12 protein-coding genes and 2 riboswitches are annotated in these 15,974 nt (G+C 41.1%); of the genes, 11 read left to right on the top strand and 1 reads right to left on the bottom strand.

Annotated features, from left to right (window positions below):
• The first annotated feature begins 1 nt into the window (after window position 1).
• The 10 genes from JET18_RS10835 (at window position 2) to JET18_RS10790 (ending at window position 10,233) form a co-directional block, all read left to right on the top strand.
• On the top strand, window positions 2-682 hold the full coding sequence (locus tag JET18_RS10835; protein ID WP_202092549.1) for an RluA family pseudouridine synthase: 681 nt from the start codon (window positions 2-4) through the stop codon (window positions 680-682).
• 21 nt (window positions 683-703) lie between these two features.
• A complete protein-coding gene (locus JET18_RS10830) occupies window positions 704-1,534 on the top strand; it encodes a hypothetical protein (protein WP_202090976.1) in 831 nt (276 codons plus the stop codon).
• 386 nt (window positions 1,535-1,920) lie between these two features.
• Window positions 1,921-3,981, top strand: a complete 2,061-nt coding sequence (locus tag JET18_RS10825; protein ID WP_202090974.1) for an Ig-like domain-containing protein — start codon at window positions 1,921-1,923, stop codon at window positions 3,979-3,981.
• A 100-nt stretch (window positions 3,982-4,081) separates the two neighbouring features.
• A riboswitch (TPP riboswitch) is annotated at window positions 4,082-4,179 on the top strand.
• Window positions 4,180-4,235: 56 nt separating this feature from the next.
• Window positions 4,236-4,442: a sulfur carrier protein ThiS gene (gene thiS / locus JET18_RS10820; protein ID WP_202090972.1), complete on the top strand. Its 207-nt coding sequence runs from the start codon at window positions 4,236-4,238 to the stop codon at window positions 4,440-4,442.
• A 25-nt stretch (window positions 4,443-4,467) separates the two neighbouring features.
• Complete coding sequence (gene thiC, locus JET18_RS10815) at window positions 4,468-6,279, top strand: phosphomethylpyrimidine synthase ThiC (RefSeq protein WP_202090969.1); 1,812 nt, start codon at window positions 4,468-4,470, stop codon at window positions 6,277-6,279.
• The gene (locus JET18_RS10810; RefSeq protein ID WP_202090966.1) at window positions 6,276-6,854 is read left to right on the top strand and encodes a thiamine phosphate synthase; all 579 of its coding nucleotides are present in this window, start codon (window positions 6,276-6,278) and stop codon (window positions 6,852-6,854) included. The genes thiC and JET18_RS10810 overlap by 4 nt, the downstream gene beginning before the upstream one ends.
• Window positions 6,855-6,861: 7 nt before the next feature.
• Complete coding sequence (thiE, locus tag JET18_RS10805; protein WP_202090963.1) at window positions 6,862-7,476, top strand: thiamine phosphate synthase; 615 nt, start codon at window positions 6,862-6,864, stop codon at window positions 7,474-7,476.
• Window positions 7,473-8,249, top strand: a complete 777-nt coding sequence (locus JET18_RS10800; RefSeq protein WP_202090961.1) for a thiazole synthase — start codon at window positions 7,473-7,475, stop codon at window positions 8,247-8,249. Before thiE ends, JET18_RS10800 begins: the two co-directional genes overlap by 4 nt.
• Window positions 8,250-8,263: 14 nt before the next feature.
• Entirely contained in the window at window positions 8,264-9,382 is a 1,119-nt protein-coding gene (gene thiH / locus JET18_RS10795) for a 2-iminoacetate synthase ThiH (RefSeq protein WP_202090959.1), read from the top strand.
• Between the two features lie 140 nt (window positions 9,383-9,522).
• Window positions 9,523-10,233 carry a HesA/MoeB/ThiF family protein gene (locus JET18_RS10790; protein ID WP_202090957.1) on the top strand — a complete coding sequence of 237 codons (711 nt, stop codon included), beginning with the start codon at window positions 9,523-9,525 and terminating at the stop codon, window positions 10,231-10,233.
• A gap of 173 nt (window positions 10,234-10,406) precedes the next feature.
• On the opposite strand, the gene JET18_RS10785 is transcribed toward JET18_RS10790, so the two are convergent.
• Window positions 10,407-12,623, bottom strand: a complete 2,217-nt coding sequence (locus tag JET18_RS10785) for an outer membrane beta-barrel family protein (RefSeq protein ID WP_202090954.1) — start codon at window positions 12,621-12,623, stop codon at window positions 10,407-10,409.
• A 122-nt stretch (window positions 12,624-12,745) separates the two neighbouring features.
• Window positions 12,746-12,844: riboswitch (SAM-I-IV-variant riboswitch) on the top strand.
• A gap of 289 nt (window positions 12,845-13,133) precedes the next feature.
• Here JET18_RS10785 and JET18_RS10780 point away from each other — a divergent pair.
• Window positions 13,134-15,872 (top strand): TonB-dependent receptor plug domain-containing protein, encoded by a 2,739-nt coding sequence (locus tag JET18_RS10780; RefSeq protein WP_202090951.1) that lies wholly within the window; start codon window positions 13,134-13,136, stop codon window positions 15,870-15,872.
• Window positions 15,873-15,974 lie beyond the last annotated feature (102 nt).

Genomic DNA, 15,974 nt, shown 5'->3' with positions numbered 1-15,974 from the left:
AATCATGGAGGAGCAGATTGTATATGAAGACAACCATCTTCTGGTGGTCAACAAAAAAGTAGGACAGCTTGTTCAGGGCGATAAAACCGGTGATGAATCTTTACTGGAGTCCATTAAAAATTTTATAAAAAAAAGAGATACCAAGCCGGGAAATGTTTTTCTCGGCCTGGTTCACCGTATAGACCGTCCAACTTCCGGGCTGGTTATTTATGCCAAAACTTCCAAGGCGCTTTCCCGTTTAACGCAGATGGTGAAGAACAGGGAGGTTAAAAAAACATACTGGGCCGTTGTGGGAAAAGAAATGATCCCGCAGAGCCAGAGACTTGTTCACTATTTAAAAAAGAACGAGAAAAATAATAAAGCCATTGTTTTTCCCAAAGTAACAGAAGGCGCAAAAGAAGCTATCTTGACTTATCATGTGATCAAAACATTGGATAATTACATGCTTTTGGAGATTGATCTTGAAACGGGAAGGCATCACCAGATCCGCGCCCAGCTGTCGAAAACCGGAATTCCCATAAAAGGGGATCTGAAATATGGAGCCCCGCGTTCCAATCCGGATGGAGGCATTAATCTTCATGCCAGAAAACTGGAATTTATTCATCCTGTTACGAAAGAAGAAATTGAGATCATAGCTCCTGTTCCGCAAAATGATGCCATCTGGAGAGCTTGTGAAGGATAAAGATAAAAACTAATAGTATACATGAAAACCAAATTACTTTTCTTCGCCACATTGCTGGCTTTTACTTCTTGTTCCAATAATGATGACGAAGTTTCCACTGAAATTTCTCAGCCGGTATCTCAGGCGCCCAATAAAATTTCATGCACATTTCCTCTTATGGCCCAAAGTTCACCGGGTAAAGACCCTAACTACTATTTTGAATATGACGGGCAGGGAAAAGTGATTAAAAAGATCGGAGGTATTATGACGTTTCCTTCGAGTACAGGAGGGGGATCAGTTTTTTCAAATTCTATATACACTACTGTATCTTATAATGGAAACACTGCGATTATAGGTACTTACAGTTCGGATTTTAATGTTAAACTGAATAAAAGATCATTTGAGTTTGACAGCCAGGGGAGAGTAGTAAAATCTGTTATTGATTCACCATATCCTGAGTGGGAAAAGCATCTGACCTACACTTATGACAACGCGGGAAAGCTTGTTGAGATTTCAACCCAATTGCCTAATATGCCTTACGTCCCGACCGATCCGAATGATTATATTTTAACTTATATAGACCGATTTACCTATGATACTTCCGGGAACTTACAAAAGGTTGTAGCCACAGAAAGACGTAATAATGTTGACTTTCTCGTACTTCAAGAAACAGAGTTCAGTAATTTTGATACGGCTCAAAACCCTTTTAAAAGGCTGGCTTTATTTGATGAATACTTTTATCTTTCATTATCCAAGAATAATCCGCAGAAAAAAATAACCAGATATTCCCAGCCTGGTGGTGGATTTTCTTATAACACACAGGAGTGGACTAACCAGTATGAGCCTAATGGAAATCTGAAACTTTTCTATTAAAAAAAACCGTTATGCATTGTATTTCGAACGTAAGTAAAACGCCTTTGTTTATCTTAATTTAAATAGATTAAATTAATTCTTTGTCTTTCTTTGTGTTTAATAATAGCAAGGTTAAACAATTTTTTTAAATGAATAATTTGAATTAAGATAAGCTTCATCATGCACAACAGGTTATAAAAAATATAAAACCATCTCTATTTTGAGATGGTTTTTGCTTTAAAGAAAGGCTTTTGTGTAAAATTATTTTATATTATTTTCTTGTTTTATGTGGTGAATTGATTTGTTTTATTTTGATTTGTTATAAATATTTTGTTAAAATTGATTTTTTAATGAAGTATTTTAAAATTTTCATACATTAGTCGGTAATCTAAATTCCCTATTCAATTATGAAACATTTTTACAAATTTTTCTTCGGCAACGAAAAGAAAAAGTACCTGAAGGCTGCCTTCAGTTTTGTACTGCTTGCTGCCGCTACTACGGTTGAGGCTCAGGTAAGTGCCTACAGTTTTACCCAATCGGCAGGAACGTATAGTCCAATCTCCGGAACCGTACTGGGAGTTGCTACCGGTAATGCCTCGGCAACCAACCTTAACAGCAATGTCTATCCGGTAACCATGCCCTTCGATTTTGTTTTTAACGGAACGGCATACAACGCATTGAATGTATCAAGTAACGGGTTTATCACTTTTGGTGCCACTACTCCTGGTACCACAACGACTACACCCATATCAAGTACAACTGCTTATGATGGTGCCGTTTCTGTTTTTGGACGCGATATAAGCAGTGTTTTCGACATTGCCGGAACCACAGGTGATATCATGTGGGAAACATCCGGTACTGCTCCCAATCGCGAAACCGTGATCCAGTGGAGAAATTTCAGACCGAACAGCAGCACTTCTACCACTGCAGCCTATACTTTTTCATTCCAGATCCGCTTGCAGGAAACCTCTAATGTTATTCAGATGGTGTATAGCAACGGAGCTTATTTAGTAGGATCTGCAAGTATTTCAGGAACAGCTCAGATAGGCCTGAGAGGAGCTGCTGCAACGGATTTCAATACCCGTCTTAATGCAACGACTTTAGAATTTGTCAACTCCACTCCCGGTACGGCAAATAGCAGTACACAGGCATTTAATACGGTGAATTCAGTTCCGGGAATGCCAACTGCGGGATTAACCTACATCTGGACTCCTCCAACATGTTATGCTCCATCGGGCCTTACAGGAGGAACAACAACCAATAACAGTTCGAACGTTTCATGGACTGCTTCCCCGTCATCTCCTTCAGGATATGATATTTACTACAGCACCACGAACACGGCTCCGACATCTTCCACACCCCCTACGAATCCAAATGTTCCGGGAACTTCAGCCTCAATAGGACCGTTGGCTCCTTCTACCTTGTATTACGTGTGGATCAGATCAAATTGTGGAGGCGGAAATACAAGCATCTGGTCTCTTCAGCCTGTACAGGTTGTAACACAATGCCTGCCGCCGGCAATACTTACCACTTCCGGTGCAACGGTTTGCCCTGGTCAGTCTGCAACACTTACTGCCACAGCCGATGCAGGAGCATCTATCAAGTGGTATGATGCTTCTACCGCAGGAAATGTAGTGGGTACCGGGGCAAGTTTTGCGACACCGGCTCTGAGCAATACAACACAATATTACGTAGCGGCTTCAACGGGAAGTTCATCCGCAACGGGATTGACGAATGCCATATCTACATCAGGATATACCCTGGATGCAGGTCTTCTTTTTGATGTCTATTCGACAACTACAATCAATGGAGTGTATGTATATCCGATGGGTACCGGAGCAGGAACTGTAGAAATTGCACTGCAGGACGGAAACGTTTCTCCGGCTGTAACCCTGCAAACCATTACGGTAAACCTGACGGGTTCTCCGGCTCCGTATGTAAAAACCTATGTCCCTTTGAATTTTACCGTTCAACCGGGAACCAAGTATAAATTAATGATGCTGACCAGAGCCGGCGGTGTAAGCAGTCTGGTAAGAGAATCCGGAAGCAGCTGGGGCAGTTATCCGTTTACAGTTCCGGGGGTAATGTCTATAACGGATGGAAATCTAACGGCAAATTCGCCTTCAACATCGTATTATTATTTCTACGACTGGCAGATCACCAGCAGCTGTGAAAGTGTAAGAACAACGGTGACCGCTACGGTAGACAGTGCCTGCTTAAGCACATCGGAAGTAAATAGGAAAGAGCAGATGAAAGTATATCCTAATCCGTTTAAAGATATCATAACGATTACTGATATTGAAAAAGTAAAATCTATTCAGGTTTTCGACAGTGCAGGAAGAAATATCAGAACGCTTGATCATCTGTCCAGAGAAATTGATCTGGGAGATTTAAAATCCGGGTTGTATATTCTTCATTTGACCATGAAAGATGGAAGTGCTACCCATATCAAAGCCATTAAAAAATAAAACTTTTTTAATAAAGCATTTAATAGCCCGGAGTTCTCAACAGCTCCGGGCTTTCTTTTGAAACTTAATTTTGCCCGTTCTGAAAAAATGTCTACCTTCGTCCCGACTTTAGGGGTGTCTGTACACATACAGACTGAGACTTTACCCTTTGAACCTGATCTGGATTATACCAGCGTAGGGAAAAGCTGATGACTTTTGCTGTACATTCCACTGTACAATAAGAGCCATTCCTAAAGTATATAAAATAATTAGGAATGGAACTTACAATCAACCACACTACGAAAACATTTGAAGTACTTCCCGGTAATCTGGAAGCACTCATGGCTATGGAAATACCCGGAAAGAAAAAAGGGATTGCAGTAGCGCTCAACAACCGTATTATTCCGCTGTCCGCCTGGGCAGAAACACTCCTTAAAGACAAAGATTCAGTTTTAATCATTACTGCCACTCAGGGCGGTTAATTTTCATTTAATAAAACAAAAACTTATGGCTCATTCAATCACCTGTTCGCCATTTCCGAACGCCAGGAAAATCTATGTTGAAGGAAAAATACATCCGGTCAGCGTAGCAATGCGTGAAATTCACCTAAGTCCCACCAAACTGACCAACGGAACTTTGGAAGATAATCCTCCCGTAACCATTTACGACACTTCAGGTCCTTATACAGACGAAAATGCATCTATTGACATTATGAAAGGACTTCCAAGAATCAGAGAAGAATGGATACTGGGAAGAAAAGACGTAGATGTTCTGAACGGAATCACCTCAGAATACGGAAAAGCCCGTCTTGCAGATGTCCGTCTTGATGAACTTCGTTTTGGTTATGATCATAAACCGAAAGTAGCGAAGGAAAATCAGGAGATCACCCAGCTTTATTATGCCAGACAGGGAATTATCACCCACGAAATGGAATACGTAGCCATCAGGGAAAATCAGCGGATCGAACAGCTGGAAACGGCTTCCGCAGATATGGCATTTCAGCATCCCGGAAACAGTTTCGGAGCCAATACGCCTAAAAATAAGATCACCCCGGAATTTGTAAGAGATGAAATTGCAGCAGGAAGAGCAATTATTCCAAACAATATCAACCACCCGGAAAGTGAACCGATGATCATCGGGCGTAATTTTCTGGTTAAAATCAATGCCAATATCGGGAACAGTGCGGTTTCATCCAGTATTGAAGAAGAAGTGGAGAAAGCGGTTTGGGCCTGCCGTTGGGGAGCAGATACCATCATGGACCTCTCCACAGGAAAAAATATTCACGAAACCAGAGAGTGGATCATCAGGAACAGCCCGGTTCCTATTGGCACCGTTCCTATTTATCAGGCTCTTGAAAAAGTGAAAGGAGTTCCCGAAGATCTTACCTGGGAAGTGTTTAAAGATACATTGATAGAGCAGGCAGAGCAGGGTGTTTCCTACTTTACCATTCATGCGGGTGTTTTGTTGAGATACATTCATCTTACCGCTAAAAGAGTAACGGGAATTGTTTCCAGAGGAGGCTCTATCATGGCCAAATGGTGTCTTTACCATCATAAAGAAAACTTTCTGTATACCCATTTCGAAGAGATCTGCGAGATCATGAAGAAATATGATGTGGCTTTCTCACTGGGAGACGGTCTGCGTCCCGGATCTATTGCCGATGCCAATGATGCCGCGCAGTTTGCAGAACTTGAAACTTTAGGTGAACTGACCAAAATTGCATGGAAACACAACGTACAGGTAATGATCGAAGGGCCTGGCCACGTACCGATGCATATGATCAAAGAAAATATGGAAAAGCAATTGGAAGAATGCCATGAAGCTCCGTTTTACACCTTAGGTCCTTTAACGACCGATATCGCACCGGGCTACGATCACATTACTTCCGGAATCGGGGCTGCGATGATCGGCTGGTTCGGCTGTGCTATGCTTTGTTATGTCACTCCGAAGGAACATTTAGGTCTTCCGAACAAAGAAGATGTAAAAGTGGGAGTCATCACCTATAAATTAGCCGCCCATGCTGCAGATCTGGCGAAAGGCCATCCCGGTGCGCAATACAGGGATAATGCATTAAGTAAAGCCAGGTTTGAATTCAGATGGGAAGACCAGTTCAATCTTTCATTAGATCCAGATACTGCCAGAGCTTATCACGACGAGACACTGCCGGCAGAAGGGGCTAAAATTGCCCATTTCTGTTCGATGTGCGGACCAAAATTCTGTTCCATGAAAATCACACAGGAGATCCGTGATTCCGCAGAAAAAGGAATGCTGGACAAATCCCAGGAATTTATAGAAAAAGGGAAAGAAATTTATATATGATCCTCGTTATCACCCCTGAAAAAGCAGTTCCAAACGAAACGGAGATCATCAATGAGCTATTTCAGGAAGGATTGGATCTGCTTCATATCAGAAAACCGATGCTGAACGGAGAAGAAATAAAAAACTTTATTTCAGGGATTGAAGAAAAGTATTATTCAAAGTTGGTATTGCATGGATCTTATGACTGGGCAGGGGATTATCATATTTCCCGGCTTCATTTCAGGGAAAATGACCGGAATAACGGAATGTATAAACCTTATGCAGGACAAAATATGATTTCAACCTCGGTACATGATATTGAAACCTTTAATGCTTTGGGGCAGGAATGGGAATATGCATTCTTCAGCCCGGTTTTTCCAAGTATCTCTAAAAAAGGATACGGTGAAACTTCAAATGTTTTAAATGATATGAAACACAGAGCTCATCATCAGGTAAAATTAATTGCTTTAGGAGGAATTAATGAAAGCAATATCCGGAAGGTTTTTGAAAACGGGGCTGATGGTGCAGCACTTTTAGGGGCTGTTTGGGAGAGTAACGAACCGGTCAGTACATTCAAAAAATGCAGAAACATTTAGTTAAATCATGGAAAAATTACAATACATATCTCAGGGACACACAAGAGAAGAGCAGGAATATAATATCCGGCAAGCTTTGGATCATGGTGTGAAATGGGTACAGGTCCGTTGGAAAAACGCGGATGAAAACGAATTTTTTAAACTTTGTGAAATTTCAAAAAAGCTGTGCTCAGATTACCAGGCAGCCTGTATCATTAATGACCATGTTGATATAGCAAAAGATATAGATGCGGATGGCGTTCATCTGGGCCTAAAAGACCTGTCCATCGATATTGCCAGACATATTCTCGGTAAAAATAAAATCATCGGGGGAACCGCAAACACCATTGCAGATGTGCTTCAAAGAATTGGTGAACCATGTGATTATATCGGTTTGGGACCGTTGAGGTTTACCTCCACAAAAGAGCAGCTGAGTCCTATTTTAGGTTTTGAAGGCTATCAGGATATGGTGAACCATTTAAAAGAAAACTCAATTCCGGTTCCAAAAATTTTTGCCATCGGAGGAGTGGTCCTTCAGGATATGGAACGCCTCCAGCAGATCGGGATCTATGGTGCAGCCATCTCAGGTGAGATCACCAGCCAGCCGTCTGTGATCAGTGAATTTAAAAAAGCAATGATATGAATAATCAGAAATTAATAATAGCAGACAGAGTATTTGATTCGAGACTGTTTCTGGGAACAGGAAAATTCGGAAATCTGCAGGAAATGGCCGCCTCTGTTGTAGCTTCAGGCACCGATATGGTCACCATGGCCTTGAAAAGGATAGATTCCGGTGCGGCAGAAGACGGCCTGCTGGATTCATTAAAAGAAACCAAAGTTCATCTCCTTCCCAATACTTCCGGGGCAAGAACTGCAAAAGAAGCGGTACTGGCAGCCGAGCTGGCAAGAGAAGCCCTGGAAACCAACTGGGTAAAACTGGAAATACATCCCGATCCCAAATACCTTCTTCCGGATCCTATTGAAACCCTGTACGCGACGGAAGAGCTTGCCAAACTGGGATTTATCGTGATGCCTTACATTCATGCCGATCCTGTTTTATGCAAACGGCTTGAAGATGCAGGAACAGCTGTGGTAATGCCTTTGGGAGCTCCAATCGGGACCAATAAAGGGTTAAGAACACTGGATTTCCTGGAGATTATCATCAGCCAGAGTAATGTTCCCGTTGTAGTGGATGCCGGAATCGGGGCACCTTCAGATGCTGCAAAAGCTATGGAAATGGGAGCAGATGCTGTTCTGGTAAACACCGCAATAGCAGTGGCACAAAACCCTGTGAATATGGCTTTGGCTTTTAAAGAAGGCGTGATTGCCGGAAGAAGAGCCTACGAATCAGGGTTGGGAGCGATAGCGGATCATGCCGAAGCTTCAAGCCCGCTGACTTCTTTTTTATTTGAATAATTAAGCGAAAAATAATGACCAGCTTTAAAGATGTTTTTGAACGCTATCATTGGGATGACATAAAAGAAAGATTGGGAAAAGTAACCCATTCCGACGTTCTGAACAGCCTCCGGAAAAAAAATAAAACCCTGGATGATTTTCTGAACCTGATTTCCCCTGCGGCAGCTTCGGAACTGGAACTGATGGCAAAAATGACCCGCCAGCTTACCCAGAAACGGTTTGGAAAAACCATTCAGCTGTATGCACCGATGTATCTCAGCAATGAATGCCAGAATATCTGTACCTACTGCGGTTTCAGCCTGGATAACGACGTAAGAAGGAAAACCCTTTCCGATACAGAATTGATGATTGAAGCTTCCGTGTTAAAATCAATGGAAGTGAACCATGTTCTGCTCGTAAGCGGAGAAGCGAACAAAACAGTGGGAATTTCTTACTTTCTGAATGCCGTTCACCAGCTGAGGCCTCATTTTGCCAATATTTCAATCGAGGTACAGCCTTTGTCTGAAGAAGAATACCTGCAGCTGCATCAGGCAGGCGTTTATTCTGTTCTGGTGTATCAGGAAACCTATCATCAGGAAGTCTATAAAGAATACCATCCCAAAGGAAAAAAATCAAACTTCCATTTCAGGCTGGATACGCCGGACAGAATTGGCAGAGCAGGCATTCATAAAATTGGCCTGGGGGTTTTGCTTGGCCTTGAAGACTGGCGGGTAGACAGTTTCTTTAATGCTCTGCACATCGACTATCTTCAGAAGCAGTATTGGAAAAGCCGTTTTTCTGTTTCCTTTCCACGATTAAGACCGGCAGAAGGAATCATCGAACCTAATTTTATCATGGAAGACAAAGATCTGCTTCAACTGATCTGTGCCTACAGAATCTGGAATGAAGATCTTGAAATTTCAATATCCACAAGGGAAAGCGAAAAATTCAGAAACCATATCATCTCACTCGGGGCTACAACGATGAGTGCAGCTTCAAAAACCAATCCGGGAGGCTATGCCGTAGACGTGGAATCCCTGGAACAGTTTGAAACCAGTGACGAGAGAAGTATGGAAGAAGTAAAAAGCATCATCAGAAAAGCAGGCTATGATCCGGTGATGAAAGACTGGGACCCGGCGTACAGCGGAATTTAAAAAATTAAACCATTAAGAATATTGAAGTCATTAAGTTTAATTAAGAAAAATCAATATTTTTTTTAATCTCAAAGCAACGCCCACCTTAATATTCCTTAACCTCTTAAAAGATCTTAATGGTTCAAAATAATTATAGCAAAATGAAAAGCAAAGATACTTTTGTAAGGTACAGCCGCCAGGTTTTTATCGAAGAAATCGGTCTGGAAGGTCAGCGGAAAATCATGAATGCTAAAGTTCTTGTTATTGGGGCTGGAGGTTTGGGAAGTCCCGTTATCCAGTACCTTGCAGCTGCCGGAGTTGGAAATCTGGCAGTTTCTGACTTTGATGAGGTTGAACTTCACAATCTGAACCGCCAGATCATCCATACTGAAAATACCGTCGGAATTTCAAAGATAACAAGTGCGGAAATTTTTGTAAAAACTCTTAATCATCAGGTAAAATTTACCGGAATCGATAAGAAAATAGACAATTCAAACGCAGAAGATATTCTCTCACAATATGATATTGTTGTAGATGGTTCCGATAATTTTACAACAAGATATCTGATCAATGATACCTGTGTGAAGCTCGGAAAACCTTTGGTCTATGGAAGCATACTGGGTTTTTCAGGACAGGTGGCGGTTTTTAATTATAAAGGAAGCAAAAATCTGAGAGAACTTTTCCCCGAACCGCCTTTTGATGAGGATGCTCCGGATTGCGACAGTCTTGGAGTTCTGGGAGCTCTGGCGGGCATTGTAGGAAGCATGATGGCGATGCAGACTCTGAAAATAATCACAGGACTTCCTATACAAACGGACCAGCTTACCCTTATTGATACTTTGCACTGGAGATTTCAAACAATAAATTTTTAATCCGGAAAGAAAAATATAGAATAAAAGTATTCAGCCCCAACCTTGTATTTCGATAATAAGCGTTAGCGGCTTTGTCTACCTTAAAATCAGCATAAAGTACAAAACCTTTGTCTTGCTTTGCGGGAAAAAACAGGCAGTAAAATTTCTTTACTGCCTTATTTTATATGAATAGATTACTGCGGAGACTGCATCACACCCGAGTCTTCTTTTTTAGTCTGGTTCAGGATGTTCGGATCCTCTTTTGCCAGTTTATTTCTGGTAGGAATTTTATAATTGATGGAAATTCCGAAATTCCTTGTATCATACTTACTTCTGATCTTCACAGCCTGTCCTTCAGGCGGATTGGAATACACCTGCATCACCTGTCCGTTGAAAATATCATTCGCGAACACAGAAAGGGTAAGACGGTTGTTCATGAATTTTTTCGTCAGTGTGATGTCCAGATTATTATTGAACGGTTTATCTGCCGTAAAGTAGAAATAGCCTGCTTTTGGTGTCAGATAGCTGTAATTAGCCGTCAGTTTGATATCCTTCGGTAAAAGCAGCTGCGTCATAATATTGAAAATCCAGAAACCTTTATTGTTCAGATTGTCGATTTCATGCTTCTGATAACCGGCGTACAGGTACATGAAATTAATCTTATCAGGATTAAAATCAAACTTCATGATCTCGCTCATCGGCTTGCTGAAGATCATAAACGGAACAGGAAGACCTACATTGAAATTGTGAATTTTCATATTCGAAATATTCACCTGTCTGTTGAAAAGGTTTTTGCCGTCTTTCATAATGATCTGGGCAACCTGATCTTTTGCAGAACTTACGCTGTACCCGATGAAAGCATAATCAAAAGCGGAAACTTTCAATTCATAATTATCAAAAATTGTTGGCTGAAGATCCGGGTTACCTGTTACCTGTGTATTCGGGCTGCCAAAAGTTACGTTATTCGGGTTCAGCGCGGAAATACTCGGCAGGTTGATCTTCTTGTTGTAATTTGCAGCAACATACACCTGATTCATCAGATTATACTGTACACTTGCATTAGGGAAAAGCTTGAACCTGTTAAAACTTGTCAGATTTCTTTCCTGAATGACAAAATCCTTTGCTGTTCTGGTAATCCCTGAGATATCATAATTTTCAGCTCTGGCTCCTAAAATAAAGTCAAACTTTTTCAGCTTGGCCTGGAATTCAAGATAAGTGGAAGCGGTCTGTCTCTGGTATTCCAGATTGGTAAGACCTTTACTTTCCGTATCATAATCCTGTCTTTCGTATAAACCTCCTAAACTTACTTTCCCGCCGTCCATCAGCTTGATCGGCTGAGAATAATCTACCTTGAAGTTAGCTACCCTCATATCCGATTTGTTATTAAGGACATCATTAATCCCTGCATGACGGAAAAACTCTCCGGTATCAGTATAATTTCCTTCCTGGAAAAAATTATCCTGGGCAAACTTACTGTCAGCTTTCGTATATCCAAACTGGAAGTCCAGCTTTTGAGACTTGTCGCTGAATCGTTTCTGATACGTTACAACGGCCTCCTGTCTTAGGTTATTGGTGTGGGCAACATCCGATGATTGATAATCTGCTTCCCTGTATTTTGCGGGATTAAGGGTGACAAGGATGTCAGCAAGTCCTCGGCTCGCGGTATAATTGTCGTTATTATTATAGTAAATATCATAGTTCAGCAACAATCTGTCCTGCCCAAGATCAAAAGTTACCCCTGATTTTGCAAAATAACCACGCCCGATTCTGTCCGTATTGTTTTGAAGAAGTACATCCTGATTACCATTCAGCATGCTTTCACGGTAATTCTGTCCCACATTCAGCTGCCATCCGAAAAGCTTATTTCTTGCATTAAGATTCAAGGAATGGGTAGTTCTGTTTCTGAATTTATCATAATTCGTAAACGAGTAATTTCCGGAATATGTAGCCGTTAAATATTTATTAGCATTCTTGTTCGTAATAATATTCATGATCGCACCTCCTGAAGTAGCAGGAAATTCAGCACCCGGCTGGGTAATCACCTCTATTCTGTCTACCGAATTGGCAGGCATTCCTTCAAGGAAAGAATTCAGCTCATTGGAAGTAATGTTCAAAGGTCTTCCGTTCAGGTAAACATCAAGGATTTTCCCCTGATACATCATTCCGGCAATATCGGTAGAAACCAGCCCCGGAAGTTTTTTTATACCCTCCAGAACATTACCGTTATTGAGTTGCGGCTGTTCAGAAAAATCAAAGATCGTACGGTCTGCTTTCTGTTCAACGGCTTTTTTAGTTTTAGTGATCACTACACCTTCAATTTGTTTTTCCTTTTCCGGACCGGAATTGGTTTTCTCCTGCGAATAGGCAAAAATAGATGCCAGCACGGAAAGTGCAAATAGAGTTTTTTTCATAATGTTTTTTTACTACTGTTCAGTTAGACGTAAAAAAGTTTCATTTGTTACGGTGAATTTTGCGAAAAGTTAAATTTTAGGTCAATTATTTTTTTATTTCCGAAATAATTATATCTTTGCCACGTAATTATCAAGAATCTCATAGATGGGATAGCAACCTGCAAAAACAAGCAAGGTGCTGAAATAGATAAGCCGGCCTGCCCGGAAAAAATGTTTATTCTCTATTTTCTCCCATCTTGAAATTTTTGTTTTAAAAAATAAAATCAATGTTTAAAGACAAGGGAAACCCCGTTAACAATTTAAATTTTCGTTTCTCAGATCATGAAGCTTCACTTCGTTATTCTGACCTGTTTTCATGCCATTTCCACATGCGCATGTGTTGTTGTTTCTAGACCTCTTTAAAAAATAATACATCTATTCCGGCTTTTGAAAGTAACCTTAAATACAAGGTTGCAGAAATACTATTGCCGCAAAAAATCAAACAATCAGTAATAAAAAATAGAAAAACACATGTACACTTTCAACAAAAAAATAATTATAGCATCAGCGACTCTTATTTCGGCATTTTACTTCGGCCAGTCAGATTCTGCAACATCCAAAAAAATTGATGATGTAGTAATTCTGGGATCCAGAGGCGCGGGAAGATCACTTACAGAAACCCCGGTTCCGGTAGATATCATCAATATCTCAAAGATCTTAAGACAAAGTCCGGTTAACAATATCAGTCAGGCCCTCAACTATGTGGTGCCTTCATTTTCTTCCACTTCACACACCGTCAATGACGGAACCGATTTCGTAGATCCCGCACTTCTCAGAGGTCTTGGTCCGGATCAGGTGCTGGTATTACTCAATGGGAAAAGGAGATATCAATCCTCTCTGATCAATGTTACTCTTACTCCCGGAAGAGGTTCTGTGGGGACAGATCTTAACGCCATTCCTGCATTTGCCCTCGATAAAATAGAGGTGCTAAGAGACGGAGCTTCTGCCCAATATGGTTCCGATGCCATTGCCGGAGTGGTGAATCTGGGGCTTAAAAGGAGACTTGGGCTTTCAGGACAGGTATTTCTGGGAGGATATGTTTCTCCGGTAGCCAATAATTTTTCAGGAGGAATAGACGGACAGACGATTTCAGCAGATCTGAATTACGGAGCAAAGATTGGTGAGAAAGGGTTCATCAATGTAACAGGATCGGTGCAGTACCGTGATCCGTATTCAAGAGCGGGAGAGCGTCAGGGACCCATCTTTAATGCTTATAATGCCATTAATTACAGAGCATTGCAGAACGGAGTCAATATTGATGGCTTATATAAAAATATTACCAATACTTCCAATACCCAGCAGATCATTAACACCGTGAAGCAGTATGCCTCACAGGTGGATTATTTTTCACAGGATTTTAAAAATCAGATTGCCGGAGCGAATAGTATATCAGCGTTACAAGGGCTTTTAGGAAAAGATGTTTCAGATCAGGAGCTTAATTACAGAGGTCTGGAAAGAAAAGATCTCAGTCTCAGAGCGGGACAGTCCAAGTTGCAGTCAGCCCAGCTTTTTTTCAATTCTGAAATCCCTGTGAATGAAGACTGGAAAGTGTATTCATTCGGAGGTTACAGCTACCGTTTGGGAAATGCAGGAGGGTTCTTCCGTCTTCCGAATACAGAAAGAAACATCAATGGTGTTACTCCGAACGGATATCTGCCCCAGATTGAAGCAAGCGTTAATGATTATTCCCTGGCAGGAGGAATCAAAGGAAAGTGGAATGGCTGGAATGTGGATTTAAGCAATACGTTTGGTAAGAATGCCTTTAATTTTGGTGTGGTTAATACCTTTAATGCTTCTCTTGGAGACAGCTCGCCAAGAACTTTTGAAGCAGGAGGTTCAGAATTTTTACAGAACACCCTCAATCTTGATTTTTCAAAAAAATATGATGTGCTTCACGGTCTGAATCTGGCTTTTGGTGGGGAATACCGTTATGAAAACTATAAAGTTAATGCCGGGAATGAAAATTCCTATGTATCTTATGATATTTACGGACGGGTAGTAACAGCTGCAACGCCAGATAATGAAAAAGTAACGGACTTTTTTGGAGTGAACAGACCTGCCGGATCACAGGTATTTCCGGGTTTCAGTCCTGAGAATGCGGTGTCAGGCAGCAGAAACAGTGTTGCAGCCTACGCGGATGTTGAAATTGAGCCTACCGACTGGTGGTTATTGGAAGGAGCAGTCCGTTTTGAAAATTATTCAGATTTCGGTTCTACCTTTAATTATAAACTGGCGACCAACGTGAAATTAGCCCCTAACTTTAACTGGAGAGGAGCGGTTTCTACAGGATTCAGAGCGCCTTCTCTGGCTCAGATTTATTATAGCTCCACCTCCACGCTGATTCAGAAAGGGCAGACCACTCAGGTAGGAACTTTCAGAAATAATTCTGAGGCCGCCCAGGCATTGGGAATTCCAAAGCTGAAACAGGAAACTTCACAATCCTACAGTACCGGAATTACATGGAAAATTCCGTCTTTAAGTTTAGTATTTACAGCGGATGCCTATTATATTAAAATCAAGGATAGAGTAGTGCTTACCGACCTGTTTTTCCGTCCGGAAACGGCTGTGACTCCTGATGATCAGGTATTGCAGAGTGCTTTTGATCTTGCGAGAGCCAGTGCCGCGAATTTCTTTGCCAATGCGGTTGATTCACAAACGAAAGGGCTGGATATTACCATTTCCCAGAATTCAAGAATTTCGGAAAAAGTATCTTTAGAAAATAACTTTGGACTAAATCTTAATGAGACGAGAAGGATTGGTGATATTCACGCTTCTCCGAAATTGGTCAGCCAGATCAATAATTACTTCTCCGAACCAAATAGGGTGTATTTTGAAGAAGCTGTACCCCGCATCAAAGCTACACTTTCCAATACACTGAAGTTTTCAGCACTTACCGTTTCGCTTAGAAATTCTTACTTTGGAAAAGTGACCGATGCTGATGTTGTAGATGCCAATTTTGACGGAGTACTTGGAGACAGGGAACATTTTATTTTAAATGAGCGTTTTGTGACGGACCTTTCTGTAGGCTACGATTTCAACAAAAATATTTCAGCAACGGTAGGAAGCAATAACCTGTTTAACATTCTTCCTTCCAGAAGCCCGAATATTAGTTCTCTGACTGCGGACAATCAGTTTGTTTATTCAAGGCAGGTTTCTCAATACGGTATCGGCGGACGTTTTGTTTTCGCAAGAATAGAATTCAAATTTTAATGTGGAAAAAAGGCTTTAAACAGCCTTTTTTTTATATTTATCCTTTACTTAAAAACAGAAGATATCAAAACAGATGTTTCTAAAAACATTGTATTTCTTTGA

Origin of the sequence: Chryseobacterium endalhagicum (assembly GCF_016745235.1) — a bacterium.
GTDB classification, from domain to species: Bacteria; Bacteroidota; Bacteroidia; order Flavobacteriales; family Weeksellaceae; genus Chryseobacterium; species Chryseobacterium endalhagicum.
This window is presented reverse-complemented; position numbering and strand designations above follow the sequence as displayed.